At 73.7% G+C, this 17,601-nt stretch carries 11 protein-coding genes and 1 pseudogene; 2 read left to right on the top strand and 10 right to left on the bottom strand.

The window, feature by feature from the left end; translation table 11 throughout:
- The 7 genes and pseudogenes from ACXR2U_RS22625 to ACXR2U_RS22595 all read right to left on the bottom strand — a co-directional run.
- Positions 1–276, bottom strand: a pseudogene (locus ACXR2U_RS22625) (hypothetical protein); the annotation flags it as partial.
- Between the two features lie 125 nt (positions 277–401).
- The gene (locus ACXR2U_RS22620; RefSeq protein ID WP_458827351.1) at positions 402–1,244 is read right to left on the bottom strand and encodes an SDR family oxidoreductase; all 843 of its coding nucleotides are present in this window, start codon (positions 1,242–1,244) and stop codon (positions 402–404) included.
- On the bottom strand, positions 1,241–2,218 hold the full coding sequence (locus ACXR2U_RS22615; protein WP_458827352.1) for an LLM class F420-dependent oxidoreductase: 978 nt from the start codon (positions 2,216–2,218) through the stop codon (positions 1,241–1,243). Before ACXR2U_RS22615 ends, ACXR2U_RS22620 begins: the two co-directional genes overlap by 4 nt.
- 14 nt (positions 2,219–2,232) lie before the next feature.
- Positions 2,233–3,240 carry a phosphotransferase family protein gene (locus tag ACXR2U_RS22610; RefSeq protein WP_458827350.1) on the bottom strand — a complete coding sequence of 336 codons (1,008 nt, stop codon included), beginning with the start codon at positions 3,238–3,240 and terminating at the stop codon, positions 2,233–2,235.
- A gap of 33 nt (positions 3,241–3,273) precedes the next feature.
- Positions 3,274–5,721 (bottom strand): [protein-PII] uridylyltransferase, encoded by a 2,448-nt coding sequence (locus tag ACXR2U_RS22605; RefSeq protein ID WP_458827349.1) that lies wholly within the window; start codon positions 5,719–5,721, stop codon positions 3,274–3,276.
- A 104-nt stretch (positions 5,722–5,825) separates the two neighbouring features.
- Positions 5,826–6,164: a P-II family nitrogen regulator gene (locus ACXR2U_RS22600; protein ID WP_458827348.1), complete on the bottom strand. Its 339-nt coding sequence runs from the start codon at positions 6,162–6,164 to the stop codon at positions 5,826–5,828.
- A 3-nt stretch (positions 6,165–6,167) separates the two neighbouring features.
- The gene (locus tag ACXR2U_RS22595; RefSeq protein WP_458827347.1) at positions 6,168–7,487 is read right to left on the bottom strand and encodes an ammonium transporter; all 1,320 of its coding nucleotides are present in this window, start codon (positions 7,485–7,487) and stop codon (positions 6,168–6,170) included.
- Positions 7,488–7,681: 194 nt separating this feature from the next.
- On the opposite strand from ACXR2U_RS22595, the gene pepN reads away from it, so the two are divergent.
- Both pepN and ACXR2U_RS22585 read left to right on the top strand, forming a co-directional pair.
- Positions 7,682–10,162: an aminopeptidase N gene (pepN, locus tag ACXR2U_RS22590; RefSeq protein ID WP_458827346.1), complete on the top strand. Its 2,481-nt coding sequence runs from the start codon at positions 7,682–7,684 to the stop codon at positions 10,160–10,162.
- A 75-nt stretch (positions 10,163–10,237) separates the two neighbouring features.
- A complete protein-coding gene (locus tag ACXR2U_RS22585) occupies positions 10,238–11,953 on the top strand; it encodes a hypothetical protein (protein ID WP_458827345.1) in 1,716 nt (571 codons plus the stop codon).
- Here ACXR2U_RS22585 and ACXR2U_RS22580 read toward each other — a convergent pair.
- From ACXR2U_RS22580 to eccCa, 3 genes are all read right to left on the bottom strand, one after another.
- A complete protein-coding gene (locus tag ACXR2U_RS22580) occupies positions 11,934–12,713 on the bottom strand; it encodes a hypothetical protein (RefSeq protein WP_458827344.1) in 780 nt (259 codons plus the stop codon). The two genes, ACXR2U_RS22585 and ACXR2U_RS22580, sit on opposite strands and share 20 nt — an antisense overlap.
- Position 12,714: 1 nt before the next feature.
- Positions 12,715–13,161, bottom strand: coding sequence for a hypothetical protein (locus tag ACXR2U_RS22575; RefSeq protein ID WP_458827343.1), 447 nt, complete (start codon positions 13,159–13,161; stop codon positions 12,715–12,717).
- Positions 13,162–13,309: 148 nt separating this feature from the next.
- Positions 13,310–17,326, bottom strand: coding sequence for a type VII secretion protein EccCa (eccCa, locus tag ACXR2U_RS22570; protein ID WP_458827342.1), 4,017 nt, complete (start codon positions 17,324–17,326; stop codon positions 13,310–13,312).
- Between the last annotated feature and the right edge of the window lie 275 nt (positions 17,327–17,601).

The raw sequence follows: 17,601 nt of genomic DNA, 5'->3' as shown, positions 1-17,601 counted from the left end.
GACCGTGCCGGAGGCGTCGGCCGGGGCCGCGGCGGGATCCGCCGAGGCGGCCGCGCCGGCGGCCGGAGCCGCACTGCTCGGGAACGCGAAGCAGCCCGTGCCACTGATGCGGACCAGCTGGCCGGCTTCCGGGGACGAGGGGCTCGCCGTGAGGGAGCCGAGCGGCGGGACGGGGATGTCGGCGACCGCGGCAGGCGCGAGGGCCAGTGAGAGCGCGGCGCCGGCCATCACGGTGGTGGCTGACAGGAACGCGACAGACCTGGAACGACGCGTCATGGGGTGGTGGCCTCCTCGGGCGGGGACGTGTGGTCACTGTGATGCATGAGAGGGTTTCTCCTTCGCAGCAAGTGTTCTAACAAATGAGGAGCTGCCACTTCCATCCCGACTGCGGCGGCAACGGGTCACACGTCGGGTTCGCCCGTTCCGACCGGCGGTGACACCGGCGCCGCGGTGAGCCGGCGGACCCCGGCGAGCCACCGTTCGGGGTCCGAGGCCTTCTGCGCCCAGTACCGGGCCACCTCGGGGTGCGGGAGCAGCAGGAAGCGACCGGCGGCGACGCCGGTGGCGACGGTCTCGGCCACCAGGTCCGGCGTGATGATCTCCCCCGACGCCGCCACGGCCGCGGCCGCCGGGTCGCCCGCGGCGAGCGGGTCCATGAGCAACGGCGTCGAGACGCCGAGCGGGCACAGCACCGACACGTCGACGCCGACGCTGCCGTAGTGCAGGGACAGGTACTCGGAGAAGGCGACGGCGGCGTGCTTGGTCACCGAGTACGGCGCGTCGCCCGGCGCGAGCAGCAGGCCGGCCGCCGACGCCGTGACGACGAACCGGCCCCCGCCGGCCGCGACCATCCCGGGCAGGACCGCCTGGGCGAGGTGGACGTGCGCCATGACGTTGACCTGCCACGAGGCGTCCCACCTCGCGAGCACGGCGTCGTCGTCGTCGCCGAGGACGCCGACACCGGTGGTGATCCCCGCGTTGGACAGCACGGTGTCGATCCGGCCGACCTGGTCCTCGACCGTCGTGACCAACCCGTGCACCGCGCTCCGGTCCGCGACGTCGAGGTGGTGGGCGTGGCCGACCTCGCCGAGGTTGTCGGCGACGCGCCGGGCGGCGACCTCGTCGAGGTCCGCCACGACGACCGCGCGGGCGCCGTCGGCCGCGGCCCGGGCGGCCATCGCGGCGCCGATGCCGCTGCCGCCGCCGGTGACGAGGACGACCTCGCCGGGCCAGGTGGGACTCATGCCGCGCCTCCGATGCCGGACAGGGTGGTGAGCAGGGACCCGGCGTCCCGGACGTCCGGGCTCGGGACCAGGGCCACGACGGGCGTGCCCACCCCGGCGTCGGCGTAGCGCTGCAGGTGCTCGCGGCACGCGGCGGGCGAGCCGTGCACGATCAACTCGTCGACCACGTCGTCGTCGATCGCGGCCAGGGCGCCACGGCGGTCGCCCGCGTGCCAGCGCTCGGCCATGGCGGCGAGGCGCGGCCCGCGGCCGAGCCACTCGTGGAACGCGGCGTACGCCGGGACCGTGAGGTAGGCGGCGATCATGCGGCGTCCGACGTTCCGCGCGTGGTCGGCGTCCTCGGTGGGGCAGACGAAGACCCGCGCGGTCACCGCCGGGGTCGTGGTGTCGTCGGAATGTTCGGCGTGACCCGCCGCGACCTCGGCGACGCAGCGCTCGACGTCGGTGGCGGCGAGCCAGTTGAGCAGCACGCCGTCGGCCTCCCGGCCGGCGAGGCGGAGCATCCCGGGGCGCAACGCGGCCAGCGCGATGCGCGGCGGAGCGGCGGGCGGGCGTTCGAGCCGGAAGCCGGTGACGCCCAGCGCCTCGGAGTCGACCTTCTCCCCCGCGAGCGCCGCGCGCACGAAACGCAGGACCTCGCGGGTGCGGGCGAACGGCTGCTCGAACGCGATGCCGTTCCACTGCTGGACAACCGCGGGGCTGGAGGCCCCGACACCCAGCGTGAAGCGGCCCGGCGCCACCTCGGCCATCGCCGCGGCCGTCATGGCCAGCAACCCCGGCCCCCGGGTGAACACCGGCAGCACGGCGGTCCCGAGCCGGACGTCGGCGTCCCACGCGGCCGCGAGCGTCAGCGGGGTCGTGCCGTCGAGCCCCGCGACCTCCGAGGACCACAGCTCGTCGAACCCCGCCGACCGGATGTGCGGCAGCAGCTCACGCATCGCGTGCAGGGGCACGCCGTCGAGCGGGATCGTCAGGCCGAGGCTCAGGCTCACGAGAGCTCCTCCAGTGCACTGTGCAACAGTGGCGGGACACGTTCGCCCATGTGCGCGAAGCCTTCACCGACGGTCTTGCCCTGCAGGAACCGGGCGTGGATGCCCTCGGAGATCACGGCGAGTTTGAAGTAGCCGAACGCGACGTACCAGGGGTCGACGACCCGGCCGGACCGCTCGCCGTAGAGAGCGGCCAGCTCGTCGCCGGTGAGGAAGCCGTCCTCGGACCGCATCACCGGCATGAGTTCGTTGGGGCCCGCAGCCATCCGGTGGTAGACGACCAGCAGCCCGACGTCCATGAGCGGGTCGCCCAGCGAGGCCATCTCCCAGTCCAGGACGGCCGTGACCCGCTCGGCGTCGGGCGTCATCAACACGTTGGTCAGGCGGTAGTCGCCGTGGACGATCGTGCCGTCACCACCGGTCGGCAGCCGCTCGGCCAGCCGCGCCACGACGTCGTCGACCACCGGCAGCTCACGGGTCACGGAGGCGTCCCACTGCTGCTTCCACCGCTTGAGCTGCCGGGCGGCGAACCCCTCGGGCCGGCCGAAGTCGGCCAGACCGACCGCCGCCGGGTCGACCGCGTGCAACCGCACCAGCATGTCGACCAGTCGCTCGCCGCACCGGTGGGCGCCCGCCCGGTCGAGGGCCTCGGTGCGCGCCGGGATGTCGAACAGCACACCCTCGGCGAACTCCATGACGTAGAACGGCGCCCCGACCACCTCGACATCGGTGCACAGAGCAACAGTTCCGGGGACGGCGACGTCGGTCGGTGCCAACGCCGTGATGACGCGGTACTCGCGCGCCATGTCGTGGGCGGTGGGCAGGACGTGGGCGAGCGGCGGCCGGCGCACCGCCCACACGTGCTCGCCGTCGGTGACGCGGTAGGTCAGGTTCGACTTGCCGCCGGCGATGACCGCGCCGGACAGCTCCCCCGCCCGCAGGCCGGGTCGCTCGGTGTCGAGCCAGGCCGCGACCGCATCCAGGTCCAGCCCGGGCAACGACGCCATGTCCGGACCGTATCCCAGCGCCGGGCCGCGCCCTCAGACCGAGGCGGCGGTGGCGCGGCGGACGGCGTCGGTGAGGGGTGGGCGCAAGGCGTCGTCGACGAGCCCGCCGTCTCCGGTCGTGAGGTAGAAGACGTCGACGACGGCCCGCCCGAGCGAGGAGACCCGCGCCGAGCGGATGTCGAGACCGTTCGACTCCAGCGCGCGGGTGACGCGGAACAGCAGGCCAATCGCGTCGTCGGTACGGACCTCGAGCACGGTGGCGTCGCTCGCGGCGTCGTCCAGCCAGGTGATGACCGGCGCCCGGTGACGCGGCGACGGCGACGGGTCGTCACCCGCGGCGTACGTCCGCTCCTTGGTGCGCAGCCGGTCGTCCAGGGAGAGGCTGCCGGCGAGGGCGCGGTCGAGGTCGCCGCGCACGACCGTGACGTCGGGCACCGACCCGAACCGGGAGACGACGTCGAACGAGTTCACGGCGGTCCGGCCGACCGTGCGGATCGTCGCCGCGTGGACGTCGAGGGAGTGCAGGCCGAGGACCCCCGCGGTCAGGGACAGGACGCCCGGACGGTCGGGCGAGACGACGTCGACGGTGGCGCCGTCGCCGGCCGGGTCGCCCGACATCGTCAGCGTGACCGCGCCCTCCTCCGCCAGGGCTGCGAGCTCGGCGAGGTGCTCGGGGAGTTCGACCGGAACCGGCACCGGTGCACCCTGCAACATCCGCGCGGTGCGCCGCACGAGGTCCGCGATGAGTCCGGCCTTCCACGGACTCCACGCCGCGGGGCCCGTGGCGGCGGCGTCGGCGATCGCGAGTGAGTGCAGCAGTTCGAGGGTGCTGCGGCTGCCGACCGCCTCGGCCGTCGTGGTCACGGTGACGGGGTCGTCGAGATCGCGGCGGGTGGCGGTGTCGGGCAGCAACAGGTGGTGCCGGGCGAGGTCGGAGAGCACCGCGACGTCCTCGGGCTCGAACCCCATCCGCTCGGCGATCGGGACGACCATCTCGGCGCCGACCACCGAGTGGTCGTGACCGGGGCGGCCCTTGCCGATGTCGTGGAGCAGCGCGCCGACCAGCAGCAGGTCGGGTCGGTCGACGGCCCGGTCGAGGTCCGCCGCCTCGGCTGCGGTCTCCAGCAGGTGACGGTCGACGGTGAACCGGTGCACGGGGTTGTGCTGCGCCCGGTAGCGCACCTCGGACCACTCGGGCAGCAGCGGTTCCCAGAGGCCCGCGGCGTCCAGCGACTCCACGACCGACACGGCCGAGCGCCCCTGGCCGAGCAACCGCACGAACTCCGCGCGGGCGGGCGCGGGCCAGGGTCGCGGCATGGGCGCGGTCTCGGTCGCGAGGCGCTCGAGCGTGAACGGCGAGAGCGGCAGGTCGTTCTCGGCCGCGGCCCGCGCGGCGCGCAGCACGAGCACCGGGTCCGCCCAGGGGTCGGCGTCACGGGCGAGCACGACCTCACCACCCTGGGCGACGACGTCACGGGCGAGCGGGGTGCGCTCGGTCGGTGACGGCGACGGCGAACCCCGCCCGAGCAGCCGGCGCAGTCCCCCGGCGAGCCCGGACGACGACGCCGCGGTACGGCGGGTGGTGCGCCGCACGGCGTCGTCGATGATCTGGGCGACCCCACGGGCGGTCTCGTTGACCGTGCGCAGCAGGACGTCGGCGTCGGCCGCGCCGACCTCACGGGCGACCGGAGCCTGTTCCTGCAACCGCAGGACGCCGCCCGCCTGGCCGGTGACGGTCTGCAGCGCGGTACGGATGTCGAGCAGGCGCTGCTCGTCCTCGCGCACCCCGGCCGGCAGGTCGACCAGCTGGGCGAGCGCGAGCGCCCGCAGCAGCCCGATGTCGCGCAGGGCGCCGCGGGACTCCTTGAGGTCGGGTTCGAGCAGGAAGGCGGCGTCGCCGGCGATCCGCCAGCGGACGGCCGCCTCGGCGATCAGGTCGTCGACGCGCTCGGGGGCGGTCGCCTGCCAGCGGTCCAGGACGCTCGACCGCACCCGCGCCGACAGGCCGGCGTCGCCCGCGACGTGGCGCAGGTCGAGCAACCCCAGCTGCGCACGGAGGTCCTCACGGATGACGGCGTCGACCTCGGCGGGGGTGCGCACGGCGTGGTCGAGCCCGATCCGGCTGTCCCAGACCGGGTACCAGATCTGGTCGGCGACCTCACCGATAGGGGGGAACCCCTTGGGCAGCTGGGACTTGTCGTAGAGCAGGACGAGGTCGAGGTCGGAGAACGGGGCGAGCTGACGGCGGGCGTAACTGCCCAGGCCGACGATCGAGATCCCGGCGAGGTCGTCCGGGCCGTACCCCGACCCGGCCACCGCCGACCTGAACAGGTCGACCACCCAGGTGTCGGCGGCGTCGACGAGGGCGGCCCGCCGCTCGGCCGGAGCGAGCGACGGGTCGGCGACGATGTCGGCCCGCACCCTGCGGATGGTGCCAGCCGAGGCCGGACGACGCGCGCCGGGCGTGGCGTGGGTGGTCACGGGGCCCCGCCACCGTGACGTGCCGGTGCCCCCGGCCGGTCCCCCGGGTGGGGGCCGGACCGGGGGCACCGGGACGGTCGTCGGGCGATGGCGGACCTGCAGACCTAGAGAGCGTCGGCGTCGCGCTCGCCGGTGCGCACGCGCACCAGCGACTCGATCGGCGTGATCCAGACCTTGCCGTCACCGATCTTGCCGGTGCGGGCGGCCTCGGAGACGGCGTCGAGGACGGCCGCGGCCGTGTCGTCGCCGCAGAGGACCTCCACGCGCACCTTCGGCACCAGGTCGACGGTGTACTCCGCGCCCCGGTAGACCTCGGTGTGGCCCTTCTGCCGGCCGAAGCCCTGGACCTCGCTGACGGTCAGGCCGGCTACGCCGATGACCTCGAGCGCCGCCTTCACGTCGTCGAGCTTGAAGGGCTTGATGATCGCGGTGACCAGCTTCATGAGTCAGTCCCTCTCTGCCGCAGCGTGGCTCGCGGCGGCGCCGGTCAGCGTGCCAGTACCGAAGGTGGTCGTGAAGGCGTACGCGCTCTCGGCGTGCTCCGTCTCGTCGACACCCGTGATCTCGGCTTCCTCGCTGACGCGGAACGCACCCATCCTCTTGAGGATCGTGCCGAGGATGAAGGCGATGACGAACGACCAGACGAGCACGACGGCCGCGGCCAGCGCCTGCCGACCGAGCAGCGAGAAGTCGCCGCCGTAGAACAGGCCGCGCATGTACTCGCCCTTGCCGATCTGCTGCGACCCGTGGTCGAAGCCGAAGAAGCCGATCAGCAGCGTGCCGATGAGACCACCGGTGAGGTGGACACCCACGACGTCGAGGGAGTCGTCGTAGCCGAAGCGGTACTTCAGGCCGACCGCCAGCGCACAGACGATGCCGGCGATCAGACCGATGGCCGCGCCACCGAGCGGCGACACGAACCCACACGCCGGGGTGATCGCGACCAGGCCCGCGACGGCTCCGGAGGCGGCGCCGATCGTCGTCGGCTTGCCGTCGCGGAACTGCTCCACGATCAACCACCCGAGGATGGCGGTGGCGGTGGCGACGGTCGTGGTGGTGAACGCCAGACCGGCGACGCCGTCCGCCGCGAGCTCGGATCCGGCGTTGAAGCCGTACCACCCGAACCACAGCAGGGCCGCACCGAGCAGGGTGAACGGCACGTTGTGCGGCTTCATCGGATCGCGGCGCCAGCCGACCCGCTTGCCCAGCACCAGGCACAGCGCGAGTGCAGCCGCGCCGGCGTTGATGTGGACCGCGGTGCCACCCGCGAAGTCCTCGGCACCGAGCTTGTTGAGGATCCAGCCGGTGCCGAAGACCCAGTTGGCCACGGGGAAGTAGACGAGCACGGACCAGAACACGACGAACAGCGCCCAGCCCCAGAACTTGGTGCGGTCGGCGATGGCGCCGGTGATCAGCGCCGGGGTGATGACGGCGAACATCAACTGGAACATGGCGAACACCAGCGTCGGGATGCCGGCGGAGCTGTTGACGTTGAGCACGGCGTCGGGGTTCCCGAGCCCTGCGAAGTCGCTCGTCCAGCCGATGATCCCGCCCCAGCGCGATTCCCCGAACACCATCGAGAACCCGAACAGGGTCCACAGGACGGTGACGATCGCGAGGCAGATGAAGTTCATCATCAGCATGTTGAGGACGCTCTTGCTACGGACCATGCCGCCGTAGAAGAACGCCAGGCCGGGCGTCATCAGCATCACCAACGCGGCTGACACGAGCAGCCACGCGGTGTTGCCTGAGTCGATCTCTGGCACGAAAGCTTCCCCCCAGGGCGCTCAGGACCCGCCGGGCCGTCCGCGGCCCGTGCGGCGGCGAGCGCGGTTGCTCGCCGGGGCACACACTGTCGAGGACAGGTTTCCGTGGCCGCCCGGTCAGGTTTCGGTCTTGTGAACGCGGTGAGATCGGTGTCGGGCGCGTCACGACCCGGGGCGTGTCTAGGGTCGTCGCCATGGCTGGTCTCACCCACGACGAGGCGGTGGCCCGGGCGGCCGGCGTCACCGTGCACGCGTGTCTGCTGCAGTTCGACCTGCCCGCGGACGGTGAGACCTTCGGAGCGGTCAGCACCCTGCGCTTCACAGCCCACGCCCCCGAGACGTTCCTCGACGTCGACCCGGCCGAGCTCGAGTCCGTGACCCTGGACGGCGCCGAACTCGACACCGCCGCGCTCGCGGACCGCCGCTTCCCGCTGACCGGTCTCGGCGGCGAGCACGAGGTCGTGGTCCGCGCCCGCATGCGGTACTCCCACGACGGCGAGGGGCTGCACCACTTCGTCGACCCGGCCGACGGCGCCGTGTACCTCTGCGCGACCTCGGCGGTGGACAACGCCAAGCGCTGGTTCGCCTGCTTCGACCAGCCGGACCTCAAGACCCCCTACACCGTCGAGGTCATCTGCCACGACGACAGCTGGGCCGTGTTCGGCAACGGCGCGGCCGAACGCGTCGACGGCCGGTGGCGCCTCGCCCCGACTCCCCCGCTCTCGACCTACCACGTGACCCTCGTGGCCGGCCCGTGGCACAGCGTGCGCGGTGAGCACGACGGCATCCCGCTCGGCGTGCACGCCCGGCGCTCGCTCGGCGCCGAGCTCGACCGTGACGCCGCCGGACTGTTGCAGTTGACAGCGGATTCGTTCGACGCGTTCCACGGCCTGTTCGGGATCCGCTACCCGTTCGGCGAGTACCACCAGGTGTTCGTCCCGGAATTCAACTGGGGAGCGATGGAGAACCCGGGCTGCGTCACCTTCCGCGACCAGCTGATGTTCCGCACCCGCCCCACCGACGAGCAGCTGATCTCCCGCAGCACCACCGTGGTCCACGAGATGGCGCACATGTGGTTCGGCGACCTCGTGACCATGCGCTGGTGGGACGACCTGTGGCTCAACGAGTCGTTCGCCGAGCACCTGTCCCTGCGGGTGACCTCGGCGATCACCGACCTGCCGGTCCTGGAGGACTTCGCGGCGTCACGCAAGGCGTGGGGGTACGCCGCCGACCGCCGCCGCTCCACCCACCCGGTGGCGGGCAACGGCGCGGTCGACGCCGCCTCGGCCCTGGAGGACTTCGACGGCATCTCCTACGCGAAGGGCGCGAGCGTGCTCGCGCAGCTCGCGACCTACCTCGGCGACGACGTGTTCCTCGCCGGGCTCCGCCGCCACATCGCGGCGCACGCGTACGGCAACGCCACCTTCGCCGACCTGCTCGGCGCCTGGGCCGCCGAACTCTCACCCGGCGACGCGACGGCCGCGCGCGGGTTGACCGAGTGGGCCGACGCCTGGTTGCGGCGCGCCGGCGTCGACATCGTGGCGGTCGACACCGACCCCGGGTCGCCCGCGGTGGTGGTGCAGCGGCCGTTGCACGGTCCGGCCGGTGACCGCCCGCACGCGGTGTCGGTCGCCGTGGTTCCGGACGGCCCCGCGGTCGACGTGCTCCTGCGCGACGCCCCGGTGCCGGTCGACCTCACCGTGCCGCCGGGTGCGGTCCTGCTCCCGAACGCACGCGACGAGACGTGGGCGACGGTCCGGCTCGCTCCCTCGGCGTGGGAGCTGCTGCCGGCCGTCCTGCCCGCGACCACGGACGGCCGGGCCCGGGTCGCGCTCTGGAACGCCCTGCGCACCGGGGTCGAGGACGGCCTGGTGCCGCCCTCGCTCGCCGTCGACACCGTCGTCGCGGGCGTGGCGACCGAGGTCGACGTCGTGGTCGACCCGGTCCTGCGGTGGATCGCGGGCGCGGTCCCGGTGTTCGTCGCCCCGGGTGCCGCGCGCGACCGGCTGGACGCGGCGGTGACCGCCGCTGTGCGGACGCTGCTCGACACCGCGGCGCCCGGCAGCTCCCTGCAGCTCACCGCGGCACGTGCGTGGGCCGCCCGCGCCGACGACCTGGCCGCGCTCCGGACCTGGACCAGCGGCGCGACCGTGGGCGCGGGTCTCGAGGTCGACGTCGAGCTGCAGTGGACCGTGCTGGAGCGGCGGGCCGCCCTCGGCGACCTCGACGACGCCACCCTCGACGACGCCCTGGCCCGCGACCGCACGGCGTCGGGGCAGGTCCACGCGACCCGGTGCCGCGCGCTGCGCCCGGACGCCGCGGCCAAGGAGGCGGCGTGGGCGCTCGTCGCGCGGCCGTCGGGCGTCTCCCAGTACGAGATCGCCGCCGCGGCCGAGGGCCTGTGGGTCGCGGGGCAGGAGGACCTCGCCCGCGACTACGCCTCCCGCTGGTTCGACGAGATCGCGGACACCGCCGCGTTCCGGTCCGGGTGGTCGCTCGCCCGTGTCGCCGACCGGGCCTTCCCCACGCTCGCGGTCGACGCCGACACCGTCGCACGGGCCGAGGCGCTCAGCGCGCGCGACGACGTCCCGCCGATGCTGCGCCGGGTGGCGTCGGACGCCGGCGACGACCTGCGGCGGGCGCTCGCGGTCCGGGAGTCCGTCCCCGCCGCCTGAGCACGTCCGGCTCAGTGTCGTCCGGGCCGATCGCAGCGACGCGCCCCGCACGCGCCGTCGTGTTCTGATGACCGGGTGATCGTGGTGGGCGCCCTGCGCGCCGTCGTGACCTGGTTGGTCGGCGGGTACCTCGTCGCCGCGGCGACGGTGCTCGTGCCGGTGCTCGCCGTCTCGCGGTTGTTCTCCCCGGACGCCATCGACACGCACGCCGGCCTGGTCGCCCTGGTCGCCGCCGGTCCCGTCGCGGGGCTGGTCGCGACCTGGGGAACGCTGCGCGGCGTCGTCCAGGGCGCGGCGTTCGGCGGCGCGAGGGCGGCACCCCCGGACCTGGTCGCGGCGGTAGGCCGCGCGTGCCGGGCCCACCATGTGCGTCCTCCGGTCTGCTGGACCTCTCCTGGCCTGTCCCCCTCCGCACCACCGGTCGTGGTCCGCGGGATCCGCACCGCGCACGCCTACCTGCCGGCCGCAGCGGACACCCGCAGCGTCGACGACCTCGGCACCGCCGTCGCCCGGGCCGTGGCCGGCGGCGGCGCGTCCGCGCTGCTCGTGACGCTCGCGGTGTGCCGGTGGTGGCGGGTCTGGGTCGACGCCGTGCGCCTGTGTTCGTCGCCCGGCGACGTCGTACGCCGCGGCCGGGCGTCGGACTCCGCCGCGGTGGGTGCCCTGGGCGCCCGGATCGTCCTGCTGCCGTTCCTCGTACTGGCCGCGGCGTGCGCCGTCCCGGCCTGGATCGCCGCCCGCACCGCCTGCCTCGCCGTGGCCCCGAGCCGCCTGCAGGCCGCAGCCCAGGTGTTCGGGACCGTCGGCGGGCGTCCGCTCGTCGCGCAGGAGGTGGCGCGTCCCGAGGCCTTCGCCGACGTCGTCCCGTGCTCGGTCCAGCGCGGCGCCGGCCACACCACGACGCAGCCCACGGACGCCACGGACGACGGCCGCCCGACGTGGACGCGTGGCGGCCGCCCGGCCGAACTCGGGGCGGGCTTCGCGGCCCAGCCGCTCGCGTTGCTGGCGCTCGCGCTGCTCGTCCTCGCGCCCGCGGTCGGCTTCGTCGGCGACGCGGTGGCGGACCACACGACGTGGCCCGGCGAGCAGCGGGTGACCGCCGTGGTCGCCGGCGTCACGAACGGCCGCGACGACGCCGTCCTGGTCGACGTGTCCGAGAACAGCGTGGTCACGCTGGCGGTGCCGGGAACGGACTGGCGGCGGTCGTTCGACACCGCACGGTCGACGTTCGCCGTGGGCGAGCGGACCACCGTCGTGGTGGCCCGGGGCGAGGACCTCCGGGTCGGCCTCCCGGACGTCCGCTGGCTCGACCGCAGCACAGTGCAACGCTCGGTGGCGTTCGCTGTCCTGCCCGTGTTGCTCGCGTGGGGCGTCGTGGCCGCGCTCGGCCGGGTCGGGACGGGGCGGGCGGTGCACGACGACGCGCGACAGGTCCGTGCGAGCCAGGAGGAACTGCTCGCCTCACGGGAGGGGACCGACCCCGCAGCGGCAGCCGCGGTGGCGGCCCGGTGGCAACGGCGGGAGCAGCTCGCCGACCAGCGTCGGCCGTTCCTCGGCTGGGCCGCGGTCGCGATCGTCCCGACGTTGTTCGTCGGCTGGCTCGGGTCCTTCCCGGGCCGGTGGATCGGTGGCCTCGTCGACCACGGAGCCGGCGGACGCCAGATCGGGTTCCTGCTCGCGGCCGCCCTCGCCTACGCCGTGGCGCTGCTCGTCGGGCGCGCCGCACTGCGCCGCGCGGCCGACTCCCCCGGCGGCCGGCGCCGGGCCGGGGTCAGCCGAGGCGGCGGCTGAACCGCGACAGGTCGTCGCCGTCCGGCACCGTGCCCGTCACCGGTCCGACCGGGTCGACGCCGTTGTCCGCCGTGGGCGAGGTCGAACTCGAGCCGTAGGGCACGGTGCCGGTCACCGGCGGGACCGGGTCGGCGCCACCGGGCGGCGTCGGCGGGACGGACGTCGAGCCCGGCGGGACGGTCCCGGTGACGGGCGGGATCGGATCGGCCGAGCCCGGCGCGGTCGTGACGGGAACGCCGTCGGGGATCGTGCCGGTGACGCCGCCGCCGCTGGTGTCCGGCGGGAGCGGCGGGTCGAGGTCCCAGGCTGCGGCCGAGACCAGCTGACCGCGCGCGGCGATCATGTCCGAGTCGAGCTGCTCGCGCGCCTGGCGGGCCAGCATGTCGCGGTACTGCTGGTTGCTCACCATCCCCGACCCGGGGTACGCGTGGCCCTCGCTGGTGTCGATGCCCACCACCGTCTGGTGGTCGTGGAAGGCCTGGTTGAGGATCGATGCGGTGCCGGCGTCGGCCGCGGCGATCGCGTTGAGGGCGTCCGCGTGCTCGTTGATCGCGCCCGCCAGCGTGGCGAACGCGTCGGACGCCGCGCGCGCCGACGGCCCGCTCCACGCGATGTCGGCGGCGACCGCGCGGACGTTCTTCGCGATCATGTTGAGCCGGTCGACGGCCCCCTGCAGTTTGGCGACCCGCGCGTCGGCCGAGCCGGGGTTCGACCCGACGGCCGCGGCGAGGGCCAGCTGCTGTTCGTCGACAGAGGTCATGTCACTGCCCCGGGCTGGTGTCGGTGGGAGCGGGTGCCGGGCCGGAGCGTTGGTCGTCGAGCAGCGGCCGTTGCTCGTAGGCGATCCGACCCATCCGGTCACCCGCGCTCTTCTGGTCCAGCTGACTGATGAGCAGGTTCATCTCGGACTGGACGTAGTCGTCCTTGCCCTGGTAACGGGTCGCGGCGTCGTGCAGTTCGTCCCGGTAGCGGACGACGTCGGCCTTCACGCCCTGCAACACCTGGTCGTACGCCTCGATCGCGTCGACGTACGCGTTCGCGAAGTCCTGGCACGCCCCCTCGGTGCTCCACGCGCCCTTGTCGAGACCCTGGAGGTAGTGCACGAAGTCCCGGCAGAGGGAGGTCATCTCGTCGACCACGGTCGAGCTCATGATCCCGACGGCGCGGGCGATGCTGTCGAGTTCGACCTCGAAGTCCTCGTTGCCCACCCGCAGATCTCCTCCGACTCACCGGCACCCGGACCAACGGCCGCGGGTGATGACGACGCGATCCAGTGTTACCCGACCCGGGCCCGGCGGACGCGCCCGCGGCGACCGGACACCTGACCGGTCAGGCATCGGTGACGCCCCGCCGCGGTCACGAGGCGGACGGGCACCAGGCGAGTTGGACGACCTGCAACCCGTGCGCACGGCTGATCAGCTGCCCCCGGCCGGGCACGGCCAGGCTCGGCTTGACGTTGCCGATGAGCTGACCTTCGTCGGGGCTGCCCGAGAGCAGGATGCCGGGCGCGGCGAGATCCCGCAGCGCCTGGATCACCGGGTCGAACAACGCCCGTGACGCACCACCGGAACGGCGGGTCAGGACGAGGTGCAAGCCGACGTCACCCGCCTGGGCGAGCAGCGGCTGCAGAGCCGTGACCGGGTTGCCCATGGAGGTCGCGACCAGGTCGTAGTCGTCGACGAGGACGTAGACCTCGGCACCGCTCCACCAGGACCGGTTGCGCAACTGCTCGGCCGTGACGTCCGGACCCGGCAGGCGTCCGCGCAGGTACTGCGCGAGGCCGCCGAGTTCCTCGGTCGCCTGGTCGTGGGTGGTGAGGTACCCGGCGAGGTACTCCTCGGGGATCTCGCCCAGCAGCGCGCGCCGGTAGTCGACCGCGAAGATCTGGGCCTGCTTGGGCGTGTTGAGCCGCATGATCTCGTGCGCCGCGCCGCGCAGCAGCGCGGACTTGCCCGAGCCGCTGTCGCCGAACAGGTAGAGGTGCGGATCAGCCGCCATGTCCTGGCCGACCGGCCCGAGCGTGGCCTCGTCGATGCCGAGCAGCACCCGGCGGTCGTCCGCACCCGCCTGCGCCCGGACGGTGTCGAGGTCGATGCGGTCGGGCAGCAGGCGCAGCTTGGGCGGGTTCGGGCCCTTCCACGCCGTGCTGATCCGGGAGATGAGGTCGTCGACCCCGCTGCCGAGCGTGCCGGCGTCCTGGTCGGCGTCGATGCGCGGCAGGCCGGCGAGGAAGTGGTGTCGGCTCGCCACGATGCCGCGACCGGGCCGTTCCTTCGGCACGTTGGCCGCGACCTTGCGGTCGATCTCGGAGTCGGTGTGGTCGCCGAGGCGCAGTTCGATGCGGGTGCCGAGGGCGTCCTTGATCTGGGTGCGGAAGTCCATCCACCGGGCGGCCGCGACGATGAAGTGCAGGCCGAAGGTGAGGCCGCGACCCGCGAGGTCCTGCAACCGCGGTTCGAGGGTGTCGAACTCGGCCCGGATCGTGCTCCACCCGTCGATGACGAGGAACAGGTCGCCGTAGCCGTCGTCGAGGACGCTGCCGTCGGCGAGCAACTCGAACCGGCGACGCCGGTACGTCTCGATCGAGTCGATGCCGTGGCGCCGGAAGAACGTCTCCCGGTTGTTCACGATGCCCTCGATCTCGGCGACGACGCGCCGCACGACGTCGGGTTCGCTGCGGCTCGCCACGCCCGCGACGTGCGCGAGCTTGGCCATCGGGCTGAACGTGCCGCCGCCGAAGTCGAGGACGAAGAACTGGGTCTCGAGCGGGGTCCGGGTCAGCGAGATCGCGCTGACGACCGTGCGCGCGAGGGTGGACTTGCCGGTGCGCGGCGCCCCGACGATGGCCATGTGCCCGGCGGCGCCGCCGAGGTTGACCCACATGAGGTCGCGACGCTGCTCCAACGGCCGGTCGACGATGCCCAGCGGGAAGCTGATGCCGTCGGTGCCGCGCCAGCGGTGCGAGACCAGCCCGAGGCGCGGGTCCTCGGCGAGGTCCGGCATGAGCTGGTCGAGGGTGTCGGGGACGTCGAGCGGCGGCAGCCACACCTGGTGCGCGGCCGGGCCCTTGCCCCGCATCGCCGACACCGCGATGTCGAACTGCGCGCGCTTGTCCTCGGGTTCGGCGTCGTCGACGGGCTCGACGTCGACCGGGTCGGGTTCGGCCATGCGGCGGGTGAGGACGGGCGCGGCGCGGAACGGCACGATGCCGCCGCCGCCACCGGACGTCCCGCCCACCGAGGACGGGGCGCGGCGGCGGCGTGGTGGCGGGCCGGACACGTAGGCGGCCTTGAACTGCTCGAGCGTGGTCTGGTCGGGCTTGAGGTACCCGAGTCCCGGCACGGGCGGCAGCTCGTAGGCGTCGGGGACGCCGAGTACGGTGCGCGACTCCGCCGCCGAGAACGTGCGCAGGCCGATCCGGTAGCTCAGGTGGGAGTCCAGCCCCCGGAGCTTGCCCTCCTCCAGGCGCTGCGAGGCGAGCAGCAGGTGCATCGACAAGGACCGGCCGAGCCGGCCGATGGCGACGAAGAGGTCGACGAACTCGGGCTTGGCGGCCAACAGCTCGGAGAACTCGTCGGCCACGATGAGCAGCGCGGGCAACGGGGCGAGATCGGTGCGGCCGTCGGCGCGCGCCTTCTCGTAGTCGGTGACGTTGGCGAAGTTGCCCGACGCCCGCAGCAGTTCCTGCCGGCGCACCATCTCGCCGTGCAGGGCGTCCTGCATGCGGTCGACCAGGGTGAGTTCGTCGGCGAGGTTGGTGATGACGGCCGAGACGTGCGGCATGTCGGCCATGCCGGCGAAGGTGGCACCACCCTTGAAGTCGACGAGGACGAAGTTGAGTTGCTCCGAGCTGTGGGTCGTGGCGAGGGCCAGCACGAGCGTGCGCAGCACCTCCGACTTGCCCGAGCCGGTGGCGCCGATGATCAGGCCGTGCGGGCCCATGCCCTGCTGCGCCGATTCCTTGATGTCGAGAGACACCACCTGTCCCCCGGCGCCCAAGCCGATCGGCACCCGCAACCGGTCGCGGTTCAGCCGCGGCCGCCACGCCTGGTCGGGGTCGTAGTCGCGGACGTCGCCGAGGCCGAGGAGGTCGAACAGGTCGTTGGACTCCGCCAGCGGGTCCGAACGGCTCGGGCCGCCGCCCCCGCCGATCGTCAGCGGTGCGAGCCGGCGGGCCGTGGCCTCGGCCTGGGCGACCGAGACCTGGTCGGCGGCGCCGGGGATCCGTGGCTGGTCGGGGCGCAGCACCTCCAGGGCCGGCTGCCCCGCGGCCGGGCCGGTGCGCAGGGCGTCGCCGAGGGCGAGACGCATGCGGCCGGTGCCCTCGAGCTCGGCCCAGCGTTCGGGCAGTTCCAGCACGGTGATGCCGAGGACGCCGTCCTCGGTGACCACCGTGTTGCCGCTGGGGACCTCGCCGCCGTCGACGACGACGAGCACGTGGGGACCGGTGTACGACCCCCGCGGGCCGAAGCGGGGACGGTCACGCAGGTCCTCGGGCAGCAACGGTTCGAGGTCGCCGACCGACGGCGCGATCATGCGCGCGGGCCCGACACCGTCGGTCTCGCGGTCACTCTGGGTGTGGGGCAGCCACTTGGCCCACTCCCACGCGGGCAGCGCCGAGGGCGCCGCGACGACGGCCACGAGGAGTTGATCGGGACCGTGCATCGTCGCGGCCTCGAGCACCATCGCCCGGGCGAGGGCGCGGACCGGCTCCTCCTGGTCACCGGTGACCTCGATGCGCGAGTGTTCGCGGATGTCGATGCCGACCGGCAGGTCCGGCTGCATGCGGTGGGTGGACAGCAGCCGGTGCAGCGCCGACGCCGCGACCGGGTCCAACTGGACCATCGGCGGGGTCTCGGGCGGTTCGAGGGTGATGCACAACGGTTGCGCCGCCCGGCCGACACGGACCGTCAGGTGGTCGGCGTCGTCGGTGGCACGCTCCCAGACCCGCGTGCGTTCCTCGGCGAGCGCGGCGAGGTTCGAGGGGTCGGGGTGGGTCCAGGTCAGGTTGCGGCGTTGGCGGTCCGCGGCCTCCCGGATGGTGTCGCGCACCTCCGCGAGGTAGGCGAGGTACTCCCGCCGCGACTCCAGCACCTCGGCCTTGTGCTGCTGGCTCTGCCGCCAGCCGTTGACCCCGACGAACCCCAGCGACGCGATGAGGAACATGCCCGCGGCCAGGTAGCCCTTCGGCCCCGGCGAACTCGCCGCGACGAACACGATCGAGCCGATGCTGCCCAGCGCGGGCAGCAGGTTCATCAGCAGTCCGCTGGAACCCTCGGACGGCTTGATCTCCGGCGGCGGCTGCATGACGATCCGCCCGGTCGGCACCTCGGGCGGGGTCAGCCGGGGTCCGCGACGCAACGTCACCGCCATCAGTTCAGGCCTCTCCTCGGTGCTGGTGGTGACGCGTGACGATCACCGGGGCGCGGTCGATCTCGGGTGCGGTCATTCTCGGGGATGCGGCTCGCCACGGCGATCCGAACGGCCCCGACGAGCGGTCTACTCGTCGTCGGCGAGGCCGTCGTACCAGTTCTCCTCGTCCTCCTCGGTGAGGAACGTGCGGTCGCGGTCCCGGTCATCGCCGTTGCCACGACCGCCGGCGCCGGCCGCGCCGGCCGCACCGCCTCGCCCGCTCGTGCCGCCCGCCC

This window comes from Jatrophihabitans sp. YIM 134969 (genome assembly GCF_054456675.1).
This window is presented reverse-complemented; position numbering and strand designations above follow the sequence as displayed.